Below are 26,204 nucleotides of genomic sequence, written 5' to 3'. Positions count from 1 at the left end.
GGGGCGCGGGGGGGGGGGGGGGGGGGGGGGGGGGGGGGGGGGGGGGGGGGGGGGGCGGCCCGCGGGGGGGGGGGGGGGGGGGGGGGGGGGGGCCCCCCCCCCCCCCCCCCCGCGGGGCGGCCGTCCCTACTTGTTGAGCTTCTTCTTGACCACTTCCTTGACCGTCTTCTTGATGTCCTTCTTCACCACGGTGCCGCCGGTTCCGGTGCCGTCACCGCCCACCGCGGTCGCGTCGCCCTCGTTGTAGGCGTCGGCGCTGGCATTGCCGCCCGTGGCGTTTCCGGTGGTCACCGTGCACTTGCCCTTGCATTCGCCGACTCCGGAATTCGCATTGCCGCCGGTGGCAGTACCGCCGGCCGTGGTGTTCTCGGCATTCGCGTCGCCGCCGGTACCGATGCCGTCGGCGCTGTCGGCAGGAGCCAGAGTCACCACGGCCTGCGGAGCGGGGGAGGCCAGCGCGGTGGCGGGGAGGGCGATGCCGCCACCCACCAGCGCCAGGGAGGAACCGGCCAGGACAACACGACGGGTCATGGAAAGCTTGAACATCGGAATTCTCCATCTGGGGTGATCGGGTTCTGACGATTCTTCCGGGAATTCCGGATGAATGGTCCGGCCTCGTTTTCCGGGGAGGGATTCCCCGGTGGGGCCGTGCTTCAAATAAACCCCGGGCGCGGGGCCCGGTCACGCCACTGCAATACGTGGCTTGACGGAATGGAGAGGGAGCGGTAAAGGCCCCCCGGGCCTCGGTGTGCCGTCATCGCGCCCGGTCCGGGTGCGGCGGACGGCGCGGCCGAACGGGCCTTGCGTGGGCGGTGGTTGCGCGGTTCGATGAGGAGAGGCTGGGCCACGGGCGAGGGGGCGGCGTGCGATGAGCGGGCGCGCATTCGGCGAATTTCCGGACGGTGTACAGCAGCTGGCGTTGCAGTTCCTGGGCGCGAGGGGCCCCGGGGCCTGCGCCGAAGCGTCGTTCACCGGTTCCGAGGGCAGTGAGGGGACCGAAGGGAGCGAGGGCAGCGAATCCAGCGAGACCACGGAGAACAGCGAGAACAGCGAGTCGACCGAGCGCAGCGAGTACAAGGAGTACGAGCGCGGCTGGGGCGTCGACCGGGTGCCGGGCGGGCCGGGCGCCGCGCTGACGTGGGAACCCCGCTAGGCGGGCCGCCGTGCGACGAGGAGGCGCTGTTCGTGCCGCCCGGGGCGCGGCCGGACGTGGTGAGCGGGATCGGGGAGCGCGCCTGGCTGGTCGCCGAGGCACTGCAGGCCTTCGGGGAGGGCGATGACGCTGCTGGTGCTGGCGGAGGACGGTGACGAGACCGCCGCACGGTTCGCCCGTTTCGCCACCGGCCGGGGCGTGGACACCGTGGTGGCGGCCGGCTTCGACCGCCTCTCGGTGACGGTGACGGTGTCCCGCGGGCTGCGCCACCGCAGCACCGTTCTCGTCGACGGCAGGCCTCCGGTCGGCATCCTCTGCCGGGGCCTGCCGGCCGCCTCTCCCTCGGTTCCGGCTTCGGCTTCGGCTTCGGCTGCGGCTGCGGCTGCGTCTTCGGCTTCGGCTTCGGCTTCGGCCACAGCGGCCGCCCGGTTCGCCGCCGCCGAGCGGCAGGCCGCTCTGTGGGCGGCCGTGGCGCTGTGGCCTGGCCCGGTGGTCAACCGGCCAACGGTGTACGGGTGCCCGCCCCGGCTGGACCCGCTGGAGCTCGCGGCGTCGACGTCCCGCATCCGCGCGGCCGGCACCCTCGCCAACGGGCCGGACGAGCCCGGGAACCACGCCTACCGCCTCGACGACCACGCGGAGCTCGACCCCGCCGCACGCACCCCGTACGACGTCGTGCACGTGACGCGGATCGACGCGGGGCGGACACGCCGGTTCCTCGTCGCCGGAGCCGCGACGTTCGCCCTCGGCTCCCCCGCCGACCGGCGGGCGCTCGCCCGCCGTGCGCGGGAGGTGGCTACGATCCGCGACTGGCTGCACGCCAGGCGGACGGAGTTCGCGATCGTCACCGTGAGCACCCCCGACGGAGACGACGGAGACGACGGGGACAACCGGGATGACAGGGATGACAAGGGCGACGGGCCGCTGCTCCTCCTGGAGGCCTCCCCCTGGGTGAGCCACCACCGCTTCGGGCCGGTCGAGGACGCCGCGTACGCCGCGCTCCTGGGCCGGCTGGTCCCGTGATCCTTTGCGTCGGCGTGGCCGCCGACCCGACGTTCCTGGCGGGCCTCCACGCCGTACGGGCCGCGGGCCTGGACCATGCGGCGGTCGACCTCGCCTCCCTGGCGCTGCGCGGATCGGTACGGGTCCCCCTCGACGACCTGGCCGGCGCGACCGTCGACACCGGCCGCCGGTTCATCCGGGCCGGCGAGGCCGCAGCCGTGTGGTGCCGGCTGCTGGACGTGTCCGCCCATGCCCCGGACGCCGGCTCCGGGCGCGCCGCCGCCGGTCACTACCAGGCCTTCCTGCGGCTGTTCGAGCACCTGCCCGTGCGGGTCATGAACCGTCCGCTGCGCGAGGCCACCGGGTTCACGAAGGTCCTGCACGCGGTGACGCTGGCCGCCGTGGGCGGCTGGCCCGTGCCCCGGACGTGTCTGACCTCCGACCCCGACGAGGCGCGTGCGTTCGTCGCCGGCTGTGCGGCGGGGGCGGTGTTCAAGGGCGCGTCCGCCGTGAAGACCTTCGCGCAGGTCTACGAGGCGTGCCATGAGGAGCGGCTGGACCGGCTGGCCCGGGTGCCGGTGCTGTTCCAGGAACGGATCGTGGGACCGGACGTACGCGTGCACACCGTGGGCGACGAGGCGTTCGGCGAGGCTATTCACTCGCCGGTGCTCGACTACCGCACCGTCGCGGGCGTGAACGACTACCGGCCGATCACCCTGCCGGAGTCCGTCCTCGGCGGCTGCGCCCGGCTCACCGCGCACACCGGGGTGCCCTTGCTGGGCGTCGACTTCAAGGTCGACCGGGCCACCGGGGAGTGGTACTTCCTCGAGGCGAACGCGATGCCGTGCTTCGAGGGCTACGACCGCCGGGCGGGCGGGGCGATCACGCGGGCGATGGCGCGCTGGCTGGGGTCCCGGGGTGGTTGAGGCGTGCGTCCGGGGACTCGATCGGGGACGGGTGGGGCGGAGGCGGGTCACCCCTTGCCCCCGGCCCGGACCGGGAGGCGGTCGCGGAGGCGGCGGAGACCGGGACGGCGGGTCCGGCGGGTGCGGGCGTGGCGGTCGAGTTCCTCCATCAGGCGCTCGGTGCGCTTCTCCACGCCCAGCTCGTCCAGGACGCGGTCGATCTCGGCCAGCAGGGCGCCGTACAGCTGCCACTGGGCGGGGTGCTCGCGGACCACGGCCCACAGCAGGACGGCGAAGCGGTCCCGGCTCGCGCGGGCGACCGCGAGCTCGTGGGAGAGCCGTTCCTCCGCCTCCTCGGCGTTGGAGCTGACCTGGGCGGAGATCAGCTGGGCGAAGCTCACCACGGCCACGGCGGTGTGCTCCAGGACGCTGCGCAGTGCCTGGTGGGTGCCAGGGGGCAGTTCCGGCCCGTGCTGGTCGGCGGGGCGGGCCTGGGCCATGTCGGTCAGGGTGCGGCAGGCCACCCGCAGGACGACCGCGCAGATCTCCAGGGTGTCCAGGCCGGTGCGCAGCACCAGCCGGAACATCAGCCCTTCTCGGACGCGGGGGTTCAGGCGGAGGCTGTCCTCGGCCTGCCGGAGGGCCGCGTCGACGTGGGCGATGTCGTTGTCGAGGCGGCGTGCCTCGTGGAGCCGAGCGGCGGCCTGGCCGACGTCCCCGGTGCCGGCGGCGATCGGGGCCTCGCCCATGTGGACCAGCAGGCGGCTCATCCGTTCGGCCAGGCCGGTGATCGCCTCCCCCGCGGGGCCGACCCAGACCGGGGGCGCGACGAGCAGGTTGACCAGCAGACCGACGGCGGCCCCGATCAGGGTCTCCAGGATGCGGTCCCAGGCCGTGTCGGCGACCCGGGTGACCCCGAGGACCAGCATGGCGCTGATGGCGACCTCGGGTACGAACTCGTCGACCCTCACCAGATGGCCGACCAGCAGGGACGCCAGGATCAGCAGGCCGAGGCTCCACCAGCTCAGGCCAACGAGCGCGCTGAACCCGATGGCGATCAGGACGCCGGCGACGACCGAGTTCATCCGCCGGATGCCGGTGGTCAGCGTCGAGTAGAGGGTGACCTGGACGACGAGGAGTGCGGTGAGCGGGGCGGTGAGGGGCGCCGGCTCGCTGCTGAGGCGGAGGGCGACGACGTAGGAGACTACGGCGGCCAGCGTGGAGCGGAGTGCCTGGACGACGACGGGCTCGCGGCGGCGGTCACGGACGGTACGGGCAAGGCCGGCGATCTTTTCCTGCATGATCGGGCGTCTGCCCGTCCGGCGGCGCGGCTACCCGGATCGCCCGCAGCCGCCCGCCACCTGGCGGATTCCGCGGGCGTGCCCGGGCACGAGCGCGGGCCGTGCGCCCGGCGGGGCCGGGCGCACGGTGGGGGTGGGTCAGGTGCGGTAGCGGTAGAGGATGCGGCCGCGGGTCAGGTCGTACGGGCTCAGTTCCACGAGTACCCGGTCCTCCGGGAGGATCTTGATGCGGTTCTTGCGGATCTTGCCGCTGATGTGCGCCAGGACACGGTGTCCGTTGCTCAGCTCCACCGTGAAGTTGGCGTTGCGCAGGCAGTCGACGACGGTGCCTTCGATCTCCAGGCCGTTCGCTGTTCTCACCAAGGTGTTCTGTTTCTCGATTCGTTGAGTTGGGGCGGGTCGGGTGGGGTGGGGTCGGGTTGGGTCGGGTGCGGGCTTGCGGCTGCGGTCAGGTGCGGGCCAGTTCCAGGGAGGCGCCGTGGTCGCGTGCTCCTGCGTGCTCGAGCAGGGCGATGGCTGCGGTGTTGGTCTCGTCCGCTTCGGCCCAGGCCGATGCCGTGCCCGCGTCGTGCAGTGCGCCGAGGGCGTGGGCCAGGAGCGCTCGGCCGACGCCCCGGCGCCGCTCGTCGGCCCGTACGGCGATGAGCCCGATCCGCGCCCGGCGCGGTACCGGCACCACCCGGACGTAGCCGACGTACCGGCCGTCGCGGACAGCGACGGCGTACTTGGACAGGTCCCCCAGCGTGTCGCCGTCGGGGAGCGCCGGCACCTCGGCCGGCATGGTCCGCCATCCGACGGTGGCGTCGACCTCGTCGCGGACCGTCCGGTCCAGCAGGCGCAGCCGCGCTTCGTCCGCATCGCCGCCGCGCACGATCTCCAGGCCCGCGGGCGTGGGGGGAATGGCCAGGCCGGTGACTGCCGGGTCGGTGGGGAGCACGTACTCGCGTTCGCGGCGTACGGGCGTGAAGCCGGCCCGTTCCCAGCGCGCCCTCAGGCCGGCGTCGTGCTCGCCGACCAGGGTGTGGACGGGTGTCGGCAGGTCGGCGAGGACGGCGGTCGCGAGCCGGTCGAAGAGCGCGTCCTGCCACACGTCGATGCTGACGAAGAGCCGCCCGTCGGGGCGGTACGAGACGTCGCCGTGGCCGACGACGCGGTCGTCCGCAACGGCTTCCCACCGGGTTTCCGCGGTCCGGGTGATGTGCACGGGGTGGAGGTCCATGGGTTGTCGCCTTTCAGGAGTGCCGTGTTGAGGCGCTCCCGACGACACCTGGGTCAGTCGCACACCGTGACGGAAGGAGGGAGCACCCACCTCGATCGTGTGTTCATGGGTCCCACCTCCTCGCGTCCTGTCACGGTGTCCCGCACGCTACCAAGCCGCGGCCCGGCGGCCCACTTCTTTTTGCGCGGGGTCCGGTCGCGCACCCGTGCGGGCGCTGGTCCACTGGGGGCATGGAGGCAGCGCGCAGCGGCACCGTCGTGGTGGCCGGCGACCGCCGGCGGCCCGGTCGCCGCGTCCGGGCGCGCGGTGACGGGCCCGGACGCGGCGGCCGGTGCGGGCGGCCGGCTGTTCCCCGGGGGACACCGGTTCGCCGGGCCGGCGCCGCTGCTGCTGGTGCTGACGTTCGCCAGCGGGCTGGTGGACGCGGTGAGCTTCTTGGGGCTCGGCCAGGTGTTCGTGGCGAACATGACGGGGAACGTGGTCTTCCTCGGCTTGGCGGTGGCCGGGGTCGGGGGGCTGTCCGCCGCCGGGCCGGCGGCGGCGCTGGCGGCGTTCCTGGTGGGTGCGGTGGCGGCCGGGCGGTGGCCCCGGGCCGCGGCAGGCGGCCGCCTGCCGGCCCTGCTGGTCGCCGTGGAGGCGGTGCTGGCCGGGGTGGCGCTGGGGTGCCAGGTGTCCGGCGCCGGGCGGTACGCGGTGCTGGTGCCGCTGGCGGTCGGGATGGGCCTGCAGAACGGGATGGTGCGCCGGCTGGACGTACCGGACCTGACGACCACGGTGGTCACCCGGACCCTCACGGGGCTGGCCGGCGCGCGTGGCAGGGCGGCCGCGGTGCGGCGTGCGGTGTCGGTGGCCGTGCTGTTCCTGGGTGCGGCGACCGGTGGGCTGCTGTACGCGGGGCCGGGGGTGGGGTGGGCGCTGGGGGCGGCGGTCGTGCTGCTGGCGGGGGTCGTGGCCGCGGCGGTACGGGACGGGGCCGGCCGGGCGCCCGGGTGAGGTTGACTGGGGGATGAGCGACAGGCCGACCGTGTTCGTGATGGGCGTCTCCGGTACCGGCAAGACCACCGTCGGGCGGCTGCTGGCGGCCGCGCTCGGTCTCCCGTACGCAGAAGGGGACGACTTCCACCCGGCACGCAACGTCGCGAAGATGTCCTCCGGCGTGCCGCTGGAGGATGCGGACCGGTGGCCGTGGCTGGACGCCGTCGGGGGGTGGGTGCGGCGGCAGGGCGGCCGCGGGGGCGTGATCGCCGCCTCGGCCCTCAAGCGGAGCTACCGGGACCGGCTGCGGGAGGCGGCACCCGACGCGCTCTTCGTCCACCTGGCCGGCGAGCGGGAGCTGATCGCCCGTCGGATGGCCGCGCGCTCGGGGCACTTCATGCCGGCGGCCCTGCTGGATTCGCAGTACGCCGCGCTGGAGCCGCTTTCCGGTGACGAGCGCGGGGTCACCTTGTCCGTCGACGGCGGGCCCGAGGAGACCGTGCGGCGGTCACTGGACGGGTTGCGGGCGATGGGCGTGGTGGAGTGCCGTACCGATCGGTCGTGACGGCGGTGACGGTGGAGACGGCGCTGACGGTGGTGACTGCTGTGGCGATTGCGGTGGTCGCGGCGATCGCCACGTCCGTGGCGTTCGCGAGGGCACTCAGCAGAGCGTGCGGGCGACCAGGGCCCGGATGCGCCGCAGGGCCGTGGCCGCCTGGGGTGCGGTGACAGGCGCCGCCTGAGGGTGCAGGGCCGGGCGGAGGGCGGCGGCGCAGTCCCCGAGCAGCCGGCCGAGGAGGCCGCGCACCTGCCGGGCGGCGATGGCGGTGGCCGCGCAGGCCTCTGCAAGCCGGGTGCGGTCGTGGGGTTCTGCTGCCGAGGCGTCGAGTTCGGCCAGCAGGGCCCGGAGGACTTCCCGGTCGCCTTCGGTGAGGTTCCAGGAGGTGGTCGCCCGGACGCCGCGCTCCGCCTCGCGCAGGGCCTGCTCCAGGACGTCCCGCTCGTGGGTGGCGGGGGTGGCCGGGTGCGTGGCGGGGGCGGGCTCGTGGGCGCCGGAGGTCGTGCGGTGCGCGCCGGGGGTGGTGGGGTGGCTTTCCGGTGCGCCTTGGTGCGGGGTGGGGGTGGCCGCGTGCGTGCCGGGGGCCGCGCCGTCGGCGCCGGGGTCGGTGGCCTGCGTGCCGGGGACCGCACCGTCGGCGCCGGGCACGGTGACGTGCCTGCCGGGCGCGGCACCCTCTGTGCCGGGGGCGGTGACGTCCCTGCCGGGCGCCGCAATCTCCGTGCCGGGCACGGTGACGTACGCGCTGGGGCCCGTGCGTTCGGTGCGGGGAAGGGCCGCGGGCCTGCTCGGTGCCGCCGGGTGCGTGCGGGGGGCGGGGCGTCCGTCCGCGGACGTGACGAGGTCTGCGGTGACCCTGGCGCCACGCGGCTTGCCGTCGACGGCGTGGAGAGCGTGGGCGACGGTCCGGTGGGTGGGGAGCAGGTTGCCCGTGCCCGTGAGGGTGAGAAGCCGGAGCAGCTGAGCGGGGGGCGCCGCCAGAGCGAGGCCGAGTTCGCGGGCCTGCGCCTGACGGTGGAGCTGGATCAGGGCGTTGAGGAGGGTCGAGTCGCAGAATTCGAGCCGCCCGCAGTCGACCACGAGGGCCTCGGTGGCGCGGGCGACCGCCTGGGAGAACGACTGCCGGACCTCGGCCCGGCAGTCGATGTCGATCTCGCCGATGAGGCGGCAGACCACGACGCCCGCGGCGTGGGGCGGGCTGTCCAGCACGACGGGGGCGCGGACGGTGTCGGCCATGCGGACTCCCCTCGTGGGCCTTGCGGGAGGGGTCGCCACGCGTAGCAAGGAGGCACGCGCGGGCAGGGACGGCCTCCTGGTTGTCTGGACACCAGCATCACCCGCGGCGGGGGCCGGCCGCCGCCCTGTAAACGAAGCCGTGGGTACACAGAACGAAACGGGGGCGCTGGGCCTGCGGCACGGGGTGCGGCGCCTGACGGACACACGGCGGCCCGCCCGGCTCCACGGCCGGGGCGCATCGGGCGGGGTCCGCGCCGGGGCTGTCGGCTGTGCCGGTCCCCCGGGGTCCTGCGCCAGGGCTGCCGGACCGTCGGCTTCGGGGTCCTCCCCCGCCGCGGCCAGTCAGGCGGTAGTACCGCGGGGCGCCTCCACTCCTCGCCGGTCAGGCGGAGGTCGGGGGGTGCGGGGGACGCGACCTGGGCCTGCCACCAGACCGTGCCGTCGAGGGCGCCGAGGTGGATGAAGACGGCGTTGCGGGCGAAGGTCAGGGTGAAGACGCCGGGTTCCATGTACACCGGGGGCCAGGACGGAGCGGGTGGCCGACCAGATGCCGTCCGCGCCGACGAGCAGCGATGCCCGCGCCGTGCGGCCGCCGGCCAAGACGGCCCGTACGCCGTCCTCCGCGGCGACCGCGTCGTACAACCGCTCGCGCCCGTGACGACGGCGGCCCCGGCCGCGACCGCTCCGCGCGCAGCGCGTCCACGAGAGCGGCCGGGAATCCTGCGGGAGCACCTGGAGTGGCTGCGCGAGCGCTGACCGCGCTGCTGCTGCGCGGACCGGCGGGGCCGGGGACGGCCACCGGCTGAGTTCCGTACCGGAGTTGGCGGGGCCGGCTGAGCAGAGGTGCCGTAGGCGGGTCACCGGAGTGGGCGGGGCCGGGATCCCGGCCGGCGGGGTGTGTCGTGCCGGCCGGGAGCCCGGCCCCGGTGGGGGCTCAGCGTTTGAGCGTGAAGGTGAAGTCCCCGGAGGTCCGGGCGTTCAGGCGGACCGCGGAGACGACGCTCCCTTCCGTGACGAGCCGCTCGACCTCGGCTCGCGGGAGTCCGCAGCCCTCGGCGATCAGCCGCACCGGGCGTACGGGGATCCGCGCCGCGAAGCGGACCGCGACGTCGATCACCTCGCGGTCCGGGGGCACCGTGCCGCCCGTGTCCAGGCGCCAGGCACCGGTCCAGTCGAGGGCGATGCGGTTGCGGCGCTGCAGGGCTGGGTCCTGGAGCAGCTCGGCCGTCAGGCCGGCGTCGTTGTCGTGCAGCCGGTCCAGGAGTCCGGGCCGTACGGAGCGTACGTGCGCCCGCTCCAGGACGGCGAGCTTCGCCGTTTCCCCGCAGCCCGTGCAGAGCACCAGGAGCCAGACGTCGAGAAGTTTGTGGTTCGCGTTGACGCGGAACCTGCCGCTCGGCCGGAAGCGCTCGGCGGCGCAGCTGTGGCACCGGCGGAGGACGAGAGGGAGGCAGGTGGGAGTGACCACCCAGGTTTCGAGCACAGGAGTACACCTGTTCCAGTGAGAAGTCCGCAGCAGAAAGGGGCACGGCGCGCGGCATGCGCGACGCGCGACGGATCAGCGCTCGGGAGGTCTCACAGGGTGTACAACGGCACGTCCTTCGCCGGACGACTGGGTCGGCTGCACGGTAGCGACACGGGGCGGTGCCGCTCCACCGGTTTTTCGGGGGCAACGCGCGGACGTCCCGGCCCCGCCGCTCTCGCGCGGGAGCCGGGACGTCCGGTGGGGGTCGTGGGGCCGTGCGCTGCCCTGCTAGAAGAGGAGGTTGTAGTTCCGCGCGTCGGCTTCGGCGCTCGCCCGCTCCCGCGGGGCGAAGGGGGCCGAGGCCTTGCCGGTCCCGCGGTAGATCCAGATGGCGCCGGTCGCGTCCTGGGCCACCACGTCCGCCTTGTAGTCGCGGTCGATGTCGCCGAGGACGCTCAGGGTGCGGTAACCGCGCCAGCCCGAACCGATCTTGACGCGCTGTCCGAAGGGGCTGCTCGCCCGTCCGGTGCCGGGGACCAGCCACAGCACGCCGGACGCGTCGCGGGCGAGGAGGTCGGGCTTCCGGTCACCGTTCAGGTCGGCGCCGCCGGCGATCTCGTTGTACCCCTTCCAGCTGCCGCCGGCCTTGGTGCGGGGCGCGAACGGGGCCGAGTCGCGGCCCGTGCCCGCGTACAGCCACAGGACGCCGGAGCGGTCGCGCGCGAGGAGGTCGGCCCTGCCGTCGCCGGTCAGGTCACCCCCGCCGGCGAGCTTGTCGTACTTGCCCCAGCCGGAGCCGACCCGGGTGCGCTGCTTCAGCAGCCTGCCGTCCGTGGTGGTCCGGTAGTGCCACAGCACCCCGTCCGCGTCCCGGCCGACGACCCCGCCGCCGGTGCCCTGGGTGGTGATCGGCGCGAGCTTCTCCCCCTGGTCGTAGATGTGCCAGAAGCTGCCGACGCGCCGCTCGTGGTTGAGCGTCCGCATCGAGTTGGCCCACAGCTCGCCCTGGCCGGCCCGGCCGAGGAGTACGTGGTCTTCCGCGACCGGAAGCGGGCTGCTGACCCGGAAGTCGGCGGTGGCGCCCGGGTCCCCGTCGCCGCTGGTGAAGATCTTGTGCACGGCCGTGGCCCGCAGCTTCCAGGCGGGCACCTGCTTGCCGGCCGCCAGCGTGTACGTGATGGTGTGGTCGCCGGGCGGCAGGGTGCAGCCGCCGCCCGACCAGATGTAGGCCAGCTTGTCCGTACCGTGCGAGCATTTCACGCCGGGCGCGGAGAGGGACCGCAGGTAGACCTCGCTCTCCGCGGCGTCCGGGTTCCACCCCCGCTGGCCGGGCGCCGGCCCGAAGGTCAGCTCGAAGTCGCCGCGGTCGACGACGTGGGCCTTGACGGTGTGGGTGACCGTGCCGCCGGCCTTCAGCCGGGGGGCGGTGAACACGAAGGTGTTCTTCGCCGCGTCCGCCCGGGTCTTCACGGTGATCCGGCGGTCCTCGGTCAGTCGCTGGGCGCGCTTGACGGCGGCGTCGATGCCGTCGCGGCCCACCGCCGCCGCTCCGAACCAGACCTTGGTGCCGCTCGGCACCGACTTGGCCGTGCCGACGCTGACGCCCTGGGCGGAGTCGCCCCAGGTGGAGGCGTCACACACCCACACTCCGACGACCCCGCGCTTGGCGTAACAGCCGTTGCCGGGATGGACGGTCATCCCCTTGGGCAGCCCGCCGTCGCTCCAGTCGGCGTCCGGCAGCCCCTTCTTGTTGAAGACGTAGACCATCACCCCGCTGAACCATTCGCCCGGCCGGGCGAGGGACAGGTACGCGCCGGATCCGTTCGCTACCAGGATGTTGGTGCGCCACGCCATCTCGGGCGGCTCTTCGGCCGTCGGCGCGGCCGGGACGTTCGGCGCGGCCGGGGCCGCCAGCGCCGGCCCTGCCGTCGCTCCGCCCAGCATGACCAGTGCGGCGCCAAGCGCCACCCATTTCCGCACGTCAACCCCCTGCAGTCGGTCCGGCCCGGCGCGCGGTCGCGCGGCCGGGTTCTGACGGTCATGATCGACGAGGGCCGGGAAAGGTTGTACCGGAGACCGGAATCGGTTCGAAGTCGTGCGCCGAGGGCCGTTACGGTCGGGCCGCACAGGCCTGCGGAACAGGGGAGAACATGGGGGCGGAGCACCGTCGTTCGGTGAGGGCCGGGCAGGCGATCGCGCGGGCGCTGCTGGACCACGGCGGGCCGGGCGGCGGGACCGTCGCGGGGCCGGGTACGCCCGAGGCGTGGGTCGCCTTCGACGCGTGCGTCCGGCGGGAGCTGCGTACGGGCGCCCGCCGCGGCGCCTGGGACGGGCCGGGCGGCTGGAGCGCGCCGGGCGTGCCCGTCGGGCTGCGGCTCTGCCACCCGGACGGGCACGTGCGCGAGGCGGCGCTCCGGCGCCCGTACAGGGTGTCCCTGCCACTGCCCCTCGTGGTGATCCGCTGCACGGACCCGGTGCCGGCGGTGCGGGCGCGGGCCCGGCAGCGGTTGGTCGCAATGCTGGCGGCCTGGCCGCGGGAGACGGTGCTCCAGTCCACCGGGACGGTGCTCCTGATGAGCGCGCGCCGGCACGGCGGCTGGGCCCTCGAGTTCTTCGAGTCGGCCCTGCACGCCCGGGAGCCGCGCCTGGCGCAGTGGTGGCGCGCGCGGCCGGGCCGCGGGCAGGCCGGGGAGATGCTGGCCGCGCTCCGCCGTGACCGGCACCTGCCGACCCGGCGCTTCGCCGTCCGCCTCACCCTCGCCGGGCGCGGGGCGGTGGTAGGGGTCCTGGCCCGGGAGGCCGTGGCCGAGGCCGACCCCGGCACGGCGCGGCTCTGGACGGACGCGGTGCTGGCGGCCCTCGGCGGCGCCGGGATGCCGGCCGGACGGTGGCAGCAGGACTCCGTGGCGGTCGCCGGCACCGTCGACGCGCTGCTCGGCGCGCGGCAGCCACAGGTGCGGGCCGCCGGCGTGACCGCGCTGGGCCCGGCCGGGCGGGGTGCCGAGGCGGTACGGCACCTGACCGACCCGTCCCACTTCGTACGGGCCCGCGCCCGCCTGCTGGTCGGCGAGCAGGGCGGCGACCCGGCCGGGCTGTACCGGCGGCTGGTCGCGGATCCCGCCGGGCCCTCCCCGTACGCGGTGGCCGGGCTGGCCGAATGCGGCGGGGACGGAGCCGTGCCCGTCCTCCAGGACCTGCTCGCCCACCCCGCCGGCCCGGTCCGGGCCGCCGCGCTGGCCGGGCTGCGCCTGGTGGACGCCGTCGGGACGGACGATCTTCTGGCGGCCCTGATGGACGATGCGGCGCCCGTGGTGCGCGAGGCGTGTCGCGGCCTGCTGAGGTGGGCGAAGGTCCTCGACCCGGACGACCTCTCCCCGCTGCTGGCCCCCAACGTGGCCCTGCCGAGCCGGCGGGCCGCCTTCCGGCTGCTGCGCGCGCGGGGCGGGATCCACGAACTGCGGGCGGCCGTGGCGCTGCTGAAGGACGGGAACCCCGAGCTGCGGGCGACGGCGTGGGCGACCGTACGCGGCTGCGACTGGGATGCCCGGCGGTTCGAGGACCCGGCGCAGCGCGGGGAACTGACCGGGCTGCTGCGGAAGTCCGGGCACCTCTTCACGAGGCCCGAACTCGACGCGCGGCGGCGGCTGCTGGAGGCCGGGGGCTGACCCCGGCTCGGGGGCGGTGCCCGCGGGAACGCGCTGCGGTGGATGCGGGCAGCCGTACCGGGTAGAGGCAGTACCGGACGTCAGGAACGGGACGAGGTGAGGGCGTTGGAGCTGCGTGCGGTGGGCTGGGCACATTCCTTCCCGGTGGCGAAGGGGGCGCGGGCTGCCCGCGCGTGGACCTCGGAGCACCTGGCGCTGCTGCCCTGGACCGCGGACGCGCCGGACACGGTGCACTCCGTCCTGCTGACCGTGTCCGAGCTGGTGACCAACGCGCACCTGCACGCCTCCGGGACCGCCTACCTCGTGCTGACCTGGGACGGCAGCTGCCTGCACGTGAGCGTCGCCGACCCGGACCCCCACCTGCCGAAGCCCCGGGAGGCGGGGGCGGGCGCCACTTCCGGGCGCGGCCTCGGCATCGTCGACGCGCTGGCCGACACGTGGGACGTCCACGCCTGCCACCGCGGGAAGGCGGTCACCGCATGCTTCCGCCCGCCGGGCGGGGCGGCGGGCCACGGGGACGCGGCGGGGCACGGAGACGTCGGCTGAAGGGATCGACCGCCTGGCAGCATGGCGCCATGACATCCCACCGACAGACCGTCAGTTCCGGCTCGCCCCTGGAACCGCAGATCGGCTTCTCGCGTGCGGTCCGGCTCTTTCGGATCGGGCCGGGCCGCCCGGGGTCAGCGGATCCGGTGTTCCGTCCAGAACGGGGTGAGGTCCCGGGACGTGGCCGCCTGCGCCGCGCGTTTGAAGTCCGCGGTGGTGGCGACGCCGAGCCAGTGGTCGCGTACGTAGCCGCGCAGCATGCGGGCCATGGCACGGGAGCCCAGGGTGCGTTCGAGGTCGTGGAGGGCGCAGGCGCCGCGCACGTAGACGACGCGGACCCACTCCGAGCGGCGGCCGGCCGCGTAGTAGCCCATGGAGCGGGTGAGGGCGGCCGTGTCGCTGGGCCAGGCGCCCTGGTCCTTCCAGCAGGTGGTGGTGTCCTCGCGGTAGAAGAGCTGGTTCGCGTACTGGGCGAACGACTCGTCCAGCCAGGGCGCGGCGAACTGGTCGTTGCCGACGATGCCGTAGAACCACTGGTGGGCGATCTCGTGGACGACGGCCGAGCCCTCCCGTTCGGTCCAGAGCAGGACGAGGCCGGGGAACTCCATGCTGCCGAAGTCGTCGAGGGCGTCGCTCATGACGAGGTCGAGTTCGCCGTACGGGTAGCGCCCGAAGCGCTTCCCGAACTCGTCGACGGCCCCCGCGGCCGCCGTGAGGTCGGTCGCGACGCCTTCGGGCGGCGTGGTGGCGGTCCAGTACGCGTTCAGCCGGGTCCCGCCGGGCGTGGTGAGCGACCTGGACCGGAAGGGGCCCGCCGCCCACGCGACGTCCCGGACGCCGCGCGCCAGGCTGGTGCTGACCGTGCGGCCGGGGGCGCCCGGGCGCCGGGTGGTCGTGCCGGTCGCGGGTACGACGAGGGTGCGGGGGTGGTCGAGGGCGACCCGGAAGTCGCCGGTCAGGGTGTGGAAGCTCTCGCCGAAGCCGACGTCCGGGTCGAGGTGCCGGCCCGCTGCGTCGCGTACGGCGAGCAGCGGGAGCGCGTTGCCCAGGTAGCGGTGGGCGCCGTCCCTGCCGAAGCGGTGGACGCGGTCGGGGACGGTGAGGGCCAGGTCGAAGGAGATCCTGGCCCGCTTCCCGTACGGCAGCGGCGCGGGCAGGTCGATGCGCAGCGCGGTGCAGCCGACGGTGAGGGGGCGCGGGGTGCCGCCGGTGACCCCGGCCACCCGGACCGGGGCCGGGCGGTCCGGGGTGCCGCAGCCGTGCGTGCCGTTGCCCCAGAGCCGTACGTCGACCGAACGCAGCGGTGTGCGGGCGGCGTTGCGGAAGGAGACGGTCTGGCGGCCGGTCCAGCGGGAGCCGTCGGCGTCGGCCCGCAGCGTCACGTCGTACGAGGGCCGGTCCGGCGTCGCGGCCGGTGCGGGGGCCGGGGCCCGTAAGACCGGGGCCGCGGGGGCGGAGGCCGCGGCGGCTTCCGGGACGAGGAGCAGGGCGGCGGCGAGGGCGAGCCAGGGCGCCCGCCCATACCTGAGCGAGGTCATGACAAGCACGCTAGAACGGGCGTACGGCCGGACGGGCGGGTTCCGGGGCTCCGGACCCGGGCGGCGTACGCTGGGCCGTATGCGCATGCGCCCCACCCTGAGCTGGATCCCCGACGAGGACCTGCCCCCGGGCACCACGGACCTGGAGCCCGTCGTCGAGGCGCTCGGCGGCGGGGGCGTGCTGGTGCTGACGGGGGCCGGCATCTCGACCGAGTCGGGCATCCCCGACTACCGCGGCGAGGGCGGGAGTCTGAGCCGGCACACGCCGATGACGTACCAGGACTTCACCGGGAGCGCGGGCGCCCGGCGCCGCTACTGGGCGCGCAGCCACCTCGGGTGGCGCACCTTCGGACGCGCCCGGCCGAACGCCGGGCACCGGGCCGTGGCCGCATTCGGCCGGCACGGCCTGCTGACGGGGGTCGTCACGCAGAACGTCGACGGACTGCACCAGGCCGCCGGCAGCACCGACGCGGTCGAGCTGCACGGGAGCCTGGCACGGGTGGTCTGCCTCTCGTGCGGCGCCGCAGGCTCGCGCCGGGAACTCGCCGGGCGGCTGGAGGAGGCGAACCGCGGGTTCGCGCCGCTGCCCGCCGCGCTGAACCCGGACGGCGACGCGGACCTCCGCGACGACCAGGTCGGCGGCTTCCGCGTGGTGCCGTGCACCGAGTGCGGCGGGATCCTCAAGCCGGACGTGGTGTTCTTCGGCGAGACCGTGCCGCAGGCGCGGGTGGCGCACTGCCGCGAGCTGGTCGACCGGGCCGGCGCGCTGCTGGTCCTGGGCTCCTCGCTGACGGTCATGTCCGGCCTGCGGTTCGTCCGGCAGGCGGCCGATGCCGGGAAGCCGGTGCTGATCGTCAACCGGGACGTCACGCGCGGCGACCGTCATGCCGCCGCGCGCGTCGCCCTGCCCCTCGGGGCGGCCCTCACGACCGTGGCCGCCCGGCTGGGCGTCCCGGTGGACGGCCCGCCGGCCTGACGGCTCCCCCGGCACCGTCCGCCGTCACGCGTCCCAGGTGACCGGCAGGCTCTTCACCCCGAAGATGTCCGCCGCCTCCGGGCGCAGCGCGACCTCGTCGGCGGGTACGGCCAGGCGCAGCGTGGGGAAGCGGTCGAGCAGCGCGGAGAAGGCGATCCGCATCTCGACGCGGGCCAGTTGGGCGCCCAGGCACAGGTGGATGCCGTGCCCGAAGGCCACGTGCCCGCCGTCCTGCCGGGCGAGGTCGAGGACGTCGGGGTCGGTGAAGCGGCCGGGGTCGCGGTTGGCCGTGTGGTACGAGAGGACGACCGTCGTGCCCGCCTCGATGGTCCGGCCGGCCACCTCGACGTCCTCCAGTGCCGTCCGGTGGAAGGTCTTGGCGACGCTCAGGTAGCGGAGCAGCTCCTCCACGGCGCGGTCGATCAGCTCGGGTTCGGCGCGCAGCGCGGCCAGTTGCGCCGGGTTCTGCAGCAGCGCGAAGGTACCGAGGGACAGCATGTTCGCCGTGGTGTCGAACCCGGCGGCCAGCAGGATCAGGCTGATGCCCCGCAGCTCCTCGTCGGTCAGGTCGCTGTCGGCGAGCTCGCTCAGGACGTCGTCGGTGGGGTGGGCACGCTTGGCCGCGACGAGCCGGCCGAGGTACTCCTGGGTGGCGGTGTAGGCGGCGATCAGCTCCTCGTCGCCCGTTTCGCCGTTCATGAACGTGTCGATCTGCTCCTGGAAGGACGCCCGGTCCGCGTACGGCACGCCGAGGATCTCGCAGATGACGATGGTGGGGATGGGCTTGGCGAACGCGGTCACCAGGTCCGCCCCGGGGCCCGCCTTCTCCATGGCGTCCAGGCACTCGGCGGTGATCTGCTCGATGCGCTCGGTGAGCAGCCGCATGCGCCGGGCGGTGAACCTGCCCACCAGAGGCTTGCGGTAGCGGCTGTGCTCGGGCTCGTCCATGAGGAGGAACTCGCCCGGCGGGGCCGGGGGGAGTTCGAAGTCGACCACGTTCATGAGGTCCTTGCGCGAGCTGAACCGCGGGTCCGCGAGGACCGAACGGACCTGCTCGTAACCGGTGATGAACCAGCCGGGTTTTCCGCCGGGATGGGTGTAGCGGCTGACGGGGCCGTGCCGCCGGGCTTCGGTCAGCTCCGCCGGCGGGTCGAAGGGACAGCCGGTCCGGCGCTCCGTCGGCAGCGCGGGCACGGTGTACGGGGATTCGCTCACGGCATTCCTCATCTCGCGACATAGCGTGTTTGACGTATCGCGAAAGCTACGTTGCATTCCCCCCTCCGTCAATGCCGGTAAAGTGAACTGCCCAGCTCCACAGGGCCAGATCGATGCAATGGCGATGAATCGAACGCAACGCATCGTTGCAATGGTTAAAGGCGAAGGCAATGCGGGCGGTCCGGCTTCACACCCAGGTACGAGGCCGTGTGCGGTACCCGGGTATGACGTGACCGAGGGCGCGGCGTGCCTACCCTGGGCCGGCCATGAACGATGAGAAGCGGCGTCCGCCGCGTACGCCGCGTACGCCACAGGCAGGGGTCCGGGCCGGGGAACTGCTCCGGAGCCTCGGCACCGCCCTCGCCACACCCACCCGTCCCGGTGAGGCCCTGCTCGCGCGGGCGTCCTCGCCCTGGCTGCGCCGGCTGCCGTACGCGGTGGCCTTCGCGACCGCCGCCGCCCTCCTGCCGGTCACCGTCGTCGTGCTCGTACAGGACTACCGGGTGCCCGGCGGCCTCGCCGGGGCGCTCGCCACCGTGCAGACCCTGCCGCTGCTGCTGGCCGTCACCCGGCCCCTCCAGGCCTGGTGGGTGATCTCGGCCGCGGACGTCGCGGGCGGTTTCGTGCTGCTGGCATCGAGCGGTGTCGACGGGCGGCCCTGGCCGTGGACACCCATGGTGATCGTCGGCTATCTGGTGCTGATGGCTGCCCTGGGGCTGCGCGAAGGCCGGCGCGCCCTGGTCGGGGTGTGGCTGGCGACCGGCGCCGCCGGGGCGGTGTTCGAGCTGCTCTCGCCCAACCGGGCCGCCGGCCTCACGGTGCTGCTGTTCGTGCTGACCGGCACCGTGCTGCTGGTCACGGCCACCCTGCGGGGGCGCGGCGAGGCCGAGCGGCGGCTGGTGGAGCAGGAGACCATCAGCGAGGCCGAACGGGCCCGCCGTACGCTCCTGGAGGAGCGGGCCCGGATCGCCCGCGAGCTGCACGACGTGGTCGCCCACCACATGTCGGTGATCACCGTGCAGGCGGACTCCGCGCCGTACCGGATCCCGGACCTGCCGGCGGGGGCGCGGGACGAGTTCGCCTCGATCGCCGCCGGCGCCCGCGAGTCGCTGACCGAGATGCGGCGGCTCCTCTCCGTGCTGCGCAGCGAGGGGGCGGAGGGCGAGCGGGCGCCGCAGCCCGGGCTCGACCGGGTGCAGCAGCTGGTGGAGGCCACCGTCAGGGCCGGGGTGCCGGCCGAGCTGTCGATGGCCGCGGACCTGCCGGGTCCGGGCGAACTGCCGCAGGCGGTCGGCCTGTCGGCGTACCGGATCGTGCAGGAGGCCCTGGCCAACGTGGTGCGGCACGCGCCCGGCTCCGCGACCCGGGTGTCCGTACGGGGTGACGGCGAGGGCTGGTTGCACGTCCTGGTCGTCAACGGGCCCGCCGAAGGACCCGCCGCCCCGCTGGAGGGTGGCAAGGGCACCGGGCACGGCCTCGTCGGGATGCGCGAGCGCGTACGGTTGACCGGCGGCTCCCTGGACACCGGGCCGCTCCCGGACGGGGGCTTCCGGGTCGCCGCCCGGCTGCCGCTGACGACCCCGAAGGACCTCCCGTGACCATCCGCGTGATCATCGTCGACGACCAGGCCATGGTGCGGGCGGGCTTCGCGGCCCTGCTCTCCGCACAGTCCGACATCGACGTGGTAGGCGAGGCGCCGGACGGGCGGCAGGGCGTCGACCTGGCGCGCGCCGTGCACCCCGACGTGGTCCTGATGGACGTGCGGATGCCCGAACTCGACGGACTCGCGGCCGCCCGCGAGATCCTCGACCCGCCGCCGGGCGTGCTGCACCGGCCCAGGGTGCTGATGCTCACCACCTTCGACGTGGACGACTACGTGTACGAGGCCCTGCGCGCGGGCGCCTCCGGCTTCCTGCTGAAGGACGCGCCGCCGGCCGACCTGATCTCCGCGGTACGGGTGGTCGCGGCCGGAGAGGCCCTGCTGGCCCCGTCGGTGACCCGGCGGCTGATCGCCGACTTCGCCGCCTCGCGTCCCGCGCCGCGCGCCGACCGGGCCGCGCTGCGGCTCAACGGGCTCACCCCGCGGGAGACGGAGGTGCTGGAACTGGTCGCACGGGGGCTGTCGAACCAGGAGATCGCCGGGCACCTGGTGCTGGCGGAGCAGACCGTGAAGACGCACATCGGGCGGGTGCTCGCCAAGCTGGACCTCCGGGACCGGGCGCAGGCGGTGGTCTTCGCGTACGAGTCGGGGCTGGTCACGCCCGGCGGGCGGTAGCCGCTCTCGGAGGCCGGGGGGGGGGACAACCCCACCCCGGCCCTGGGGCCTCCCGGTCGTCGACCCCCTACCCCGGTATGAGTCGCGGGTTGGCTCCCCGGTGTGACGTGCCGTCACCCACCTCCTTCCTACCTTCCTCTCGCTCACCACGAGAGGGACGGGAACGGAAAGGGAGGGCCGTCGCATGCGCCGGTTCACGAGGACCAGGCTCACCAGGATCCTGGTCGCCGCCACGCTCACCACCGCCGCGGTCGCGGGTACCGCGGGATGGGCGTCCGGCACCACCCAGCTGCCGGTGACCGGGGCGCCGGCCGGCACGGCGGCCTGGCGGGCCGCCGGGCTGCCGGACCCGGAGGCCATGACGCCCGGTCGGACGGCACGGTACTTCACCGGGCTGGGCGAGCGGCGGCGGCAGGAGCTGGCGAGCGCCCACCCGGGCGTGGTCGGCAACCTCGACGGCGCCCCGCTCGCCCTGCGGTACGCGGCCAACGCCCGTACCGCGGGCGCCCGGTTCGCGGGGCAGCAGGTACTCGCGTACGACCCGCGCGGCCGCGGCCAGGCGGTGCTGGTCTACGGCGACCTCGCCCGGGCGCGGCACGTGGCGGTGGTCGTGCCCGGGGCCGACGTCGACGCCGGGAACCTCGGCCGGCTCGTCCGCAAGGCCACCGCCCTGCGCGGAGCCACCGGCGGCCGGACCGCGGTCGTCGCGTGGGCCGGGTACACCACGCCCGTCGGGGTCGGCCTCGACGCCGCCGGCGGGGACCTGGCCGCGGCCGGGGCGGACCGGCTCGTCCGGTTCACCGAGGGGCTGCGGGCCGTCGGCGCCGCCGAGCCGGCGCTGTTCTGCCACAGCTACGGCTCGGTGGTCTGCGGGCTCGCCGCGCACCGGGTCAAGGCCAGGGACATCGTGGCGGTCGCCTCGCCCGGCATGCGGGCCGGCAGCGCGGCGGAGCTCAACACGACGGCGCGGGTGTGGGCCGCCAAGGACCCCACCGACTGGATCGGCCTGGTCCCCCACGTCGAGTTCGCCGGGCTCGGCCACGGCCCCGACCCCACCGGCCCCGGGTTCGGCGCCCGCCGCGTGCCGGCCGGGGACGCGCGCGGCCACGACGGCTACTTCACGCCCGGGACCGCCTCGCTGCGCGCGTTCGCCGCCATCGCGGAAGGGGGAGCCCGGTGAAGGCGCTGCACACGCTCAGGACGGCGGCCCGCACCATCGAGGCCGAGACGCCCGCCGGCCGCGACCGCGCGATCGACGGACTGCGCGCCCTCGCCCTGCTGGCCGTGCCCACCGGGCACTGGCTGCTCGGCGGCTTCACCCTCTCCCCCGACGGCGCCCTGCACAACGCCAGTCCGCTGGCCGCGTTCGGCGGCCTGGCACCGGCCAGTTGGGTGCTCCAGATGCTGGGCATCTTCTTCCTGGTCGGCGGCTACGCCTCCGTCCTCTCCTTCCGCCGCCACCAGGGCCCCGCGGCCGACTGGCTGAAGGGGCGGCTGGCCCGGCTGGGCCGGCCGGTGCTCGGGGTCACCGCCGTGTGGGCCGGGCTGCTGCCGCTGCTGCACCACGGCTTCGCGGTGCCGGCCGACACCCTGCGGACGGCGTCCACGCTCGTGGTCCAGCCGTTGTGGTTCGTCGGGGTGTACACGGTGGTGACGGCGCTCACTCCGTACTGCGTGCGCGCCGCGCGCCGGCTGGGCGCGTACGCCGCGGCCCCGCTGCTCGGTGCGGTCGCGGTCGTCGACTTCCTGCGGTACGGGCCGTACGCCGACGCCGTGCCGTCCTGGCTGGGCGTGCTCAACATCCTGCCCGGCTGGCTCTTCGCGTACCAGCTCGGCGTCTCCTGGGGTGAGGGCCGGGTCACCCGGCGGCACGGGTGGGGGCTGCTGCTCGGCGGGGCCGCGCTGTTCGCCGCGCTGCTGGTCTGGTTCGGCTACCCGGCGTCGATGGTGGGCGTCCCCGATGAGGTCCGTACGAACTCCCACCCGCCCTCGCTGCTCGTCCTCGCCCTCGCCGCCGCCCAGAGCGGTGCCGCGGTCCTGCTGCGGGACCGGCTGGGCGGGTGGCTGCGGCGGCCCGCCCTGTGGGCGCCGGTGGTCGTCGTCAACCTGTCCGCGATGACCATCCTGTGCTGGCACCAGACGGCGATGCTGGCCGCCGCGGTCCCCGCCGCGTACCTCGGCCCGGTCGCCGGTCTGGTGGGGGCGCCGGACTCGGTGGGCTGGATCCTGGCGCGGCTGGCCTGGATGCCGGTGTTCGCCCTGCTGCTGGTGCTGATCGGCCGGTACGCGCGGGGGTTCGAGTCCCCGTGGACGCGCACCGGCACGATCCGGCGGGCCCTGGCGGGCGTACTGGCGGCGGGCTTCGCGGTCTTCGCCCTGGGCCTGGCGTGAGGGGCCGCGGGGGCGGGCCGGACGCGCGGCACTGGTGGGGGTGCGGGGGCGGGGCCTAACCTCGCCGCATGCGCCCCGAGCGAGCACGGCCGCGATGGACCGACCTGACCGCCCGCGCGTTCGGCTGCGCGGCGGTCCTCGCCGCCGTGTCCGGTTCGCTCGGCCACGACGTCCCGCTCCTGCTGCTGCTCCTCGCACCGGCCCTCGCCTTCACGGCCCTGGCCTTCAAGGCCCTGGGCCTGGACCGCGGCAGCGCCCGCACCGTCCTGCTGACGGCAGCCACCCTCCTGGCCACCTGCACCGTGCTCGGCGCGCTGCTGCTCAACGGGATGGCGGAGGGCTGACGTCCGGTCAGGCCGGCTCGGCGGCGGGCCGGCAGTCCGGGTGGCCCCAGCGGGTGCCGAGCCTGGCGATGTCCTCGCCGGCGGCGTAGGTGCGGCCGCAGGGGCAGGTGCCGCGGTACTTCGCCTTGATGGTGCGGGTGGCGGAGCCGGCGCCGGAGGCGGGACGGGTGCTCCTGGCCGGCTTGCGGCGGGGCGGGGCGGTGCGGTCCGCGGCGGGGACCGGGATCTCCTCCGTGCCGAGTGCCGTGCCGGCGGGCTCCTGGCTGGTGGCGGCGTCGCTGGCGGCCTGGTCGGCGATGGCGTTGAGGTGGTCGCCGTCCTCGCGGTGGGCGGGCACGTAGCGGAACTCGACGTCGCGGTCGGCGAGGAGGCCGTCGATGGCCTGGACGAGCTCCTGGTTGGCGACGGGCTTGCCCGCGGCCGTGCGCCAGCCGTTGCGCTTCCAGTTCGGCAGCCACTGGGTGACGGCCTTCATCGCGTACTGGGAGTCCATCCGCACCTCCAGCGCCGTCCCCTCGGGCACGGCCTCCAGCAGGCGCTGGAGGGCGGTGAGTTCCCCGACGTTGTTGGTGGCGCGGCCCAGCGGCCCGGCCTCCCAGCGCTCGGCGCGGCCCTCGGAGTCGGCGATGACCCAGGCCCATGCGGCCGGGCCGGGGTTTCCCTTGGCCGCCCCGTCACAGGCGGCGATGATGCGATCGGACATCCCACGATGATGCCCTACCGGCCGGGGCGCCCGACCGGGTCGCCCGGTCAGGCGAGCGCGGCGCGGACCGTGGCCCAGTCGGCCGGCTGCGCCGGGTACCGGTCCCTCCGTGCGGTCGCGGAGTCCTTGAAGCCGCTGGAGGTGGCCACGCACACGGCCGGACCGTCCTCGGCGGGTCCGGTTCCGGCCGGGCGGGTGGCCCGGAGGGCGGCCAGGCCCGCGGCCGCCGACAGCTCGAACCACATGCCCTGCGCTGCCAGTTCGTCCCGGGCCGAGCGCAGCTGCGCATCGGTCAGGGTGTGCGCGGTGCCGCCGCTCTCCGTGAGGGCGACGACGCCGCGGTAGCCGCTCACCGCGCAGTCGATGGCGTACGCGTCCGTGGGCCCCACCCTGACCCGTGCGGCCGGCCGGCCCGAACGCACGGCCGCGGCCAGCGGCGCTCCGGCGGCGGGCTCGCACGCGTGGACGCGCGGGGTCCGGCCGGCGAGGCCGAGCAGCACCAGTTCCCGGAAGCCCTTCCACACGCCGAAGAGCAGCTCGCCGTAACCGGTCGGGACGTAGACGTCCGCGGGCACCTCGCCGAGGGAGAGGAAGATCTCGTAGGCGATGGTCTTGTAGCCCTCGGGCCCGAAGGGGTGCCCCGTGTGCGCGTCCGGGGTGAAGTTGCCGACCGGGTGGTAGCCGAGCTCGTCGGCGACCCGGCGGACCAGCGGCCAGACGGATTCCCGGGGGGTGACGGTGAGGACGGTCGCGCCGTGGGCGCGCAGGAACGACGCCGTGGCGGGCGGTGCGTCGGGGGCGGCGAAGACCGCGCACCGAATGCCCGCGCGGGCGGCGTACGCGGCGGCCGAGGCGCCGTGGTTGCCCGAGGAGGACACGACCACCCCGGGCGCCCCGGCGAGGAGCGCGGCGCTCACGGCCACCCGGTTGAGCCGGTCCTTGTGGCTCCAGGTGGGGTTGCGCGACTCGTCCTTGATCCAGACGCCGTCGGCCAGGGGCACCAGCGGCGTGTTGCCTTCGCCGAGGCCGGGCGCGGCCAGCGGCGGCAGGAGGGGCGCCCAGTGGTCGAGGCCGTGCGCCGCGGGCCGTCCGAAGAGGGAGTCCGCCGGGACGTCCGGGTACGCGTACGCGATGTCGAGCGGCGCGGGGGCCCCGTCGAGCGAGGTCGTGGGGCAGCCGCCGAGCAGGACGGGGACCAGGGGGTGCGTGACGGCGGGGTCCGCGAGGGAGCGCTGGGCCACGGCCCGGGAGACGCGGGCCGCGGTGCCGGATGCCGCCCCGTCGCCGGAGACGCGGCGGGGGCCGGTGCCCGAGCCGTCACGGGTGCCGGGGGTGCCGTGCTGGGGCTCGGAGCCGGGCGCGTTCGTCATGCGGCCATCCTCACACGGCACTTGCCGGTCTCCCGGGGCGGTGTCGGCGTCGGAGCCGGCGTCGCCGAATGCACCGAGGACGGCACCGCCGCGCCCCGCTCCGCGGACGCGCAGGCCGCGTACGACCGGCACACCGCGGCGGTGGCCCCGGCCCGGGCGAACCAGAGGCGACCTGCCGTCGGGGCGCCCCGGACCGCATGCCGGGAGCAGGGTGCGGCAGAGCCGTCAAGTCACGAATTCGAGTGGCGTGACGCGCATTCCGGCCGGTGATTCCGTGGAGGGACACGCCCGGCGCCGGCCGGGTCCTCTTTTCCGCCCGAATGGAGAATTCCGATGTCCAGCAAGCTGACCGGGAAGTACCGGACCCGCATTCTGCTCGCCGTATCCGCGCTGCCCCTGGTGGGTGCCGGGATCGCATTGCCGGCAGCCGCGACGGAGGCCCCGGCCGCCGTTCCACAACAGGTCGGGACGCTCGTTCCGGAGCAGGTCGGGACGCTCACCCCGGCCGACGCCGACGTGATCATCGACGAGGCGACCGCCACCGCCATCTGCGGTGACGGATCGGGTGCGGACAGCGACGCCGTCAAGGCGGAGGTCAAGAAGCGCATCCTGGAAAAGCTCAAGGCGAAGCTTGCCGGCTGACCGCGGAATTCCAGGCCGCCGGCTCGCCGATCCGTCGCGCCGCCGTCCGCCAGGCCACCGTGACCGCCTCGTGGGCCGTGGTGGTGGCGGCCGGGACGTCCGTGGGGAGGTGGAGCGCCTCGCCCAGGTGGACGTGCAGGCGCGGACGGCGGGCGGGCGCCGTGACGATCCCGGCGAGCTGCTTGGCGCGGCTGCCGGAGGTGATCCGTCGCGCGCCCGCCTGTCCCAGGGGGACGACGGGTGCGCCCGTGGCCGCCGCGAGGCGGGCCGGGCCGCTGCGGAAGGCGCAGGGCGCGGCCTCGGCGGCGTCCCTGCGCTGCGGCAGCCGGCCCTCCCCGTAGATCAGCACGTCGCGGCCGGCGGCCAGGGCCTCGGCCGCCGCGTCCAGCGAGGCCGCGGCCCTGGCCGTGCCCCGGTGTACGGGGATGTGGCCGCCGGAGCTCAGCAGACCGCGGAGCAGCGGGACGCGCCACAAGCCCGCGGTCGCCAGGACGACGGGCTCGATGCCCATGCGGTGCAGGCCGGCCAGGACCACGCCCGGGTCGGCGAGGGAGGTGTGGTTCGCGAGGATGATCCTGCCGGTCCGGGGCGAGGAGGCGCGGTCCGCGCTGACCGTGAGGTGCCCGAGCACCGGGACGACCGCTGCGGCGATGCGGCTGAGCACGGGTGACTCCCGAGGGTTGACGATGCGTTGGCCCCCATCGTCGTGCCGTGGAGCCGCCCG

Annotated in this window: 27 protein-coding genes; 15 read left to right on the top strand and 12 right to left on the bottom strand. The window is 75.2% G+C overall.

The features are described 5' to 3' along the window. Positions 1-126 precede the first annotated feature (126 nt). Positions 127-546 carry a hypothetical protein gene (locus ACIQUQ_RS05430; RefSeq protein ID WP_403971569.1) on the bottom strand — a complete coding sequence of 140 codons (420 nt, stop codon included), beginning with the start codon at positions 544-546 and terminating at the stop codon, positions 127-129. A gap of 322 nt (positions 547-868) precedes the next feature. Between ACIQUQ_RS05430 and ACIQUQ_RS05425 the strand changes: the two genes are divergently transcribed. The 3 genes from ACIQUQ_RS05425 to ACIQUQ_RS05415 all read left to right on the top strand — a co-directional run bounded on the left by ACIQUQ_RS05425 (position 869) and on the right by ACIQUQ_RS05415 (position 3,081). After that, positions 869-1,153 carry a hypothetical protein gene (locus tag ACIQUQ_RS05425; RefSeq protein WP_403971567.1) on the top strand — a complete coding sequence of 95 codons (285 nt, stop codon included), beginning with the start codon at positions 869-871 and terminating at the stop codon, positions 1,151-1,153. A 123-nt stretch (positions 1,154-1,276) separates the two neighbouring features. Continuing rightward, the gene (locus ACIQUQ_RS05420) at positions 1,277-2,176 is read left to right on the top strand and encodes a hypothetical protein (RefSeq protein WP_403971565.1); all 900 of its coding nucleotides are present in this window, start codon (positions 1,277-1,279) and stop codon (positions 2,174-2,176) included. Then, a complete protein-coding gene (locus ACIQUQ_RS05415; RefSeq protein ID WP_403971563.1) occupies positions 2,173-3,081 on the top strand; it encodes a RimK family alpha-L-glutamate ligase in 909 nt (302 codons plus the stop codon). The genes ACIQUQ_RS05420 and ACIQUQ_RS05415 overlap by 4 nt, the downstream gene beginning before the upstream one ends. Positions 3,082-3,128: 47 nt before the next feature. Here ACIQUQ_RS05415 and ACIQUQ_RS05410 read toward each other — a convergent pair whose 3' ends face one another. From ACIQUQ_RS05410 to ACIQUQ_RS05400, 3 genes are all read right to left on the bottom strand, one after another. Next, positions 3,129-4,361, bottom strand: coding sequence for an aromatic acid exporter family protein (locus ACIQUQ_RS05410; RefSeq protein ID WP_403971561.1), 1,233 nt, complete (start codon positions 4,359-4,361; stop codon positions 3,129-3,131). A 138-nt stretch (positions 4,362-4,499) separates the two neighbouring features. Continuing rightward, entirely contained in the window at positions 4,500-4,724 is a 225-nt protein-coding gene (gene infA / locus ACIQUQ_RS05405) for a translation initiation factor IF-1 (protein ID WP_403971559.1), read from the bottom strand. An 85-nt stretch (positions 4,725-4,809) separates the two neighbouring features. Continuing rightward, positions 4,810-5,580 carry a GNAT family N-acetyltransferase gene (locus ACIQUQ_RS05400; protein WP_403971557.1) on the bottom strand — a complete coding sequence of 257 codons (771 nt, stop codon included), beginning with the start codon at positions 5,578-5,580 and terminating at the stop codon, positions 4,810-4,812. Between the two features lie 306 nt (positions 5,581-5,886). Here ACIQUQ_RS05400 and ACIQUQ_RS05395 point away from each other — a divergent pair, with 306 nt between their 5' ends. Together ACIQUQ_RS05395 and ACIQUQ_RS05390 are read left to right on the top strand one after the other, a co-directional pair. After that, positions 5,887-6,573, top strand: coding sequence for a YoaK family protein (locus ACIQUQ_RS05395; RefSeq protein ID WP_403971555.1), 687 nt, complete (start codon positions 5,887-5,889; stop codon positions 6,571-6,573). 13 nt (positions 6,574-6,586) lie between these two features. Next, positions 6,587-7,120 carry a gluconokinase gene (locus ACIQUQ_RS05390; RefSeq protein WP_403971553.1) on the top strand — a complete coding sequence of 178 codons (534 nt, stop codon included), beginning with the start codon at positions 6,587-6,589 and terminating at the stop codon, positions 7,118-7,120. Between the two features lie 96 nt (positions 7,121-7,216). Here the strand turns inward: ACIQUQ_RS05390 and ACIQUQ_RS05385 are convergent, their stop codons facing one another. After that, positions 7,217-8,350: an STAS domain-containing protein gene (locus ACIQUQ_RS05385; RefSeq protein ID WP_403971551.1), complete on the bottom strand. Its 1,134-nt coding sequence runs from the start codon at positions 8,348-8,350 to the stop codon at positions 7,217-7,219. A gap of 535 nt (positions 8,351-8,885) precedes the next feature. On the opposite strand from ACIQUQ_RS05385, the gene ACIQUQ_RS05380 reads away from it, so the two are divergent. Continuing rightward, a complete protein-coding gene (locus ACIQUQ_RS05380) occupies positions 8,886-9,008 on the top strand; it encodes a hypothetical protein (RefSeq protein WP_403971549.1) in 123 nt (40 codons plus the stop codon). Between the two features lie 276 nt (positions 9,009-9,284). On the opposite strand, the gene ACIQUQ_RS05375 is transcribed toward ACIQUQ_RS05380, so the two are convergent. Then, the gene (locus tag ACIQUQ_RS05375; RefSeq protein ID WP_403971547.1) at positions 9,285-9,833 is read right to left on the bottom strand and encodes a DUF1062 domain-containing protein; all 549 of its coding nucleotides are present in this window, start codon (positions 9,831-9,833) and stop codon (positions 9,285-9,287) included. Positions 9,834-10,103: 270 nt separating this feature from the next. Beyond that, positions 10,104-11,795: an FG-GAP repeat domain-containing protein gene (locus ACIQUQ_RS05370; RefSeq protein ID WP_403971545.1), complete on the bottom strand. Its 1,692-nt coding sequence runs from the start codon at positions 11,793-11,795 to the stop codon at positions 10,104-10,106. 194 nt (positions 11,796-11,989) lie between these two features. On the opposite strand from ACIQUQ_RS05370, the gene ACIQUQ_RS05365 reads away from it, so the two are divergent. Both ACIQUQ_RS05365 and ACIQUQ_RS05360 read left to right on the top strand, forming a co-directional pair. Next, the gene (locus ACIQUQ_RS05365) at positions 11,990-13,480 is read left to right on the top strand and encodes a HEAT repeat domain-containing protein (protein WP_403971543.1); all 1,491 of its coding nucleotides are present in this window, start codon (positions 11,990-11,992) and stop codon (positions 13,478-13,480) included. A 111-nt stretch (positions 13,481-13,591) separates the two neighbouring features. Continuing rightward, positions 13,592-14,026: an ATP-binding protein gene (locus ACIQUQ_RS05360; RefSeq protein ID WP_403971804.1), complete on the top strand. Its 435-nt coding sequence runs from the start codon at positions 13,592-13,594 to the stop codon at positions 14,024-14,026. A 134-nt stretch (positions 14,027-14,160) separates the two neighbouring features. On the opposite strand, the gene ACIQUQ_RS05355 is transcribed toward ACIQUQ_RS05360, so the two are convergent. Further along, positions 14,161-15,564, bottom strand: a complete 1,404-nt coding sequence (locus ACIQUQ_RS05355; RefSeq protein ID WP_403971541.1) for a M1 family metallopeptidase — start codon at positions 15,562-15,564, stop codon at positions 14,161-14,163. Between the two features lie 79 nt (positions 15,565-15,643). Here ACIQUQ_RS05355 and ACIQUQ_RS05350 point away from each other — a divergent pair, with 79 nt between their 5' ends. Beyond that, the gene (locus ACIQUQ_RS05350) at positions 15,644-16,540 is read left to right on the top strand and encodes an NAD-dependent protein deacetylase (RefSeq protein ID WP_403971539.1); all 897 of its coding nucleotides are present in this window, start codon (positions 15,644-15,646) and stop codon (positions 16,538-16,540) included. A gap of 24 nt (positions 16,541-16,564) precedes the next feature. Here ACIQUQ_RS05350 and ACIQUQ_RS05345 read toward each other — a convergent pair whose 3' ends face one another. Then, entirely contained in the window at positions 16,565-17,755 is a 1,191-nt protein-coding gene (locus ACIQUQ_RS05345) for a cytochrome P450 (RefSeq protein WP_403971537.1), read from the bottom strand. Positions 17,756-18,021: 266 nt separating this feature from the next. Here ACIQUQ_RS05345 and ACIQUQ_RS05340 point away from each other — a divergent pair, with 266 nt between their 5' ends. The 5 genes from ACIQUQ_RS05340 (at position 18,022) to ACIQUQ_RS05320 (ending at position 22,765) form a co-directional block, all read left to right on the top strand. After that, positions 18,022-19,353 (top strand): sensor histidine kinase, encoded by a 1,332-nt coding sequence (locus tag ACIQUQ_RS05340; protein ID WP_403971535.1) that lies wholly within the window; start codon positions 18,022-18,024, stop codon positions 19,351-19,353. Then, positions 19,350-20,030 carry a response regulator gene (locus ACIQUQ_RS05335; protein ID WP_403971533.1) on the top strand — a complete coding sequence of 227 codons (681 nt, stop codon included), beginning with the start codon at positions 19,350-19,352 and terminating at the stop codon, positions 20,028-20,030. The genes ACIQUQ_RS05340 and ACIQUQ_RS05335 overlap by 4 nt, the downstream gene beginning before the upstream one ends. Positions 20,031-20,214: 184 nt before the next feature. After that, positions 20,215-21,210 (top strand): alpha/beta hydrolase, encoded by a 996-nt coding sequence (locus tag ACIQUQ_RS05330; RefSeq protein ID WP_403971531.1) that lies wholly within the window; start codon positions 20,215-20,217, stop codon positions 21,208-21,210. 5 nt (positions 21,211-21,215) lie between these two features. Next, positions 21,216-22,421, top strand: a complete 1,206-nt coding sequence (locus ACIQUQ_RS05325) for an acyltransferase (protein ID WP_403971802.1) — start codon at positions 21,216-21,218, stop codon at positions 22,419-22,421. 68 nt (positions 22,422-22,489) lie between these two features. Continuing rightward, complete coding sequence (locus ACIQUQ_RS05320) at positions 22,490-22,765, top strand: hypothetical protein (protein ID WP_403971529.1); 276 nt, start codon at positions 22,490-22,492, stop codon at positions 22,763-22,765. Positions 22,766-22,772: 7 nt separating this feature from the next. Here the strand turns inward: ACIQUQ_RS05320 and ACIQUQ_RS05315 are convergent, their stop codons facing one another. Continuing rightward, positions 22,773-23,468: a ribonuclease H gene (locus ACIQUQ_RS05315; RefSeq protein ID WP_403971527.1), complete on the bottom strand. Its 696-nt coding sequence runs from the start codon at positions 23,466-23,468 to the stop codon at positions 22,773-22,775. Between the two features lie 47 nt (positions 23,469-23,515). Then, the gene (locus ACIQUQ_RS05310; protein WP_403971525.1) at positions 23,516-24,838 is read right to left on the bottom strand and encodes a pyridoxal-phosphate dependent enzyme; all 1,323 of its coding nucleotides are present in this window, start codon (positions 24,836-24,838) and stop codon (positions 23,516-23,518) included. A gap of 333 nt (positions 24,839-25,171) precedes the next feature. On the opposite strand from ACIQUQ_RS05310, the gene ACIQUQ_RS05305 reads away from it, so the two are divergent. Then, positions 25,172-25,480 carry a hypothetical protein gene (locus ACIQUQ_RS05305; RefSeq protein ID WP_403971523.1) on the top strand — a complete coding sequence of 103 codons (309 nt, stop codon included), beginning with the start codon at positions 25,172-25,174 and terminating at the stop codon, positions 25,478-25,480. Here ACIQUQ_RS05305 and ACIQUQ_RS05300 read toward each other — a convergent pair. Further along, positions 25,458-26,144 (bottom strand): lysophospholipid acyltransferase family protein, encoded by a 687-nt coding sequence (locus ACIQUQ_RS05300; protein WP_403971521.1) that lies wholly within the window; start codon positions 26,142-26,144, stop codon positions 25,458-25,460. The genes ACIQUQ_RS05305 and ACIQUQ_RS05300 overlap by 23 nt on opposite strands. Positions 26,145-26,204 lie beyond the last annotated feature (60 nt).

The organism is Streptomyces sp. NPDC101118 (genome assembly GCF_044759445.1).
Taxonomy (GTDB): domain Bacteria; phylum Actinomycetota; class Actinomycetes; order Streptomycetales; family Streptomycetaceae; genus Streptomyces.
Note: the sequence above shows the minus strand (reverse complement) of the source record. Positions and strands in the feature narration are given on the sequence as shown.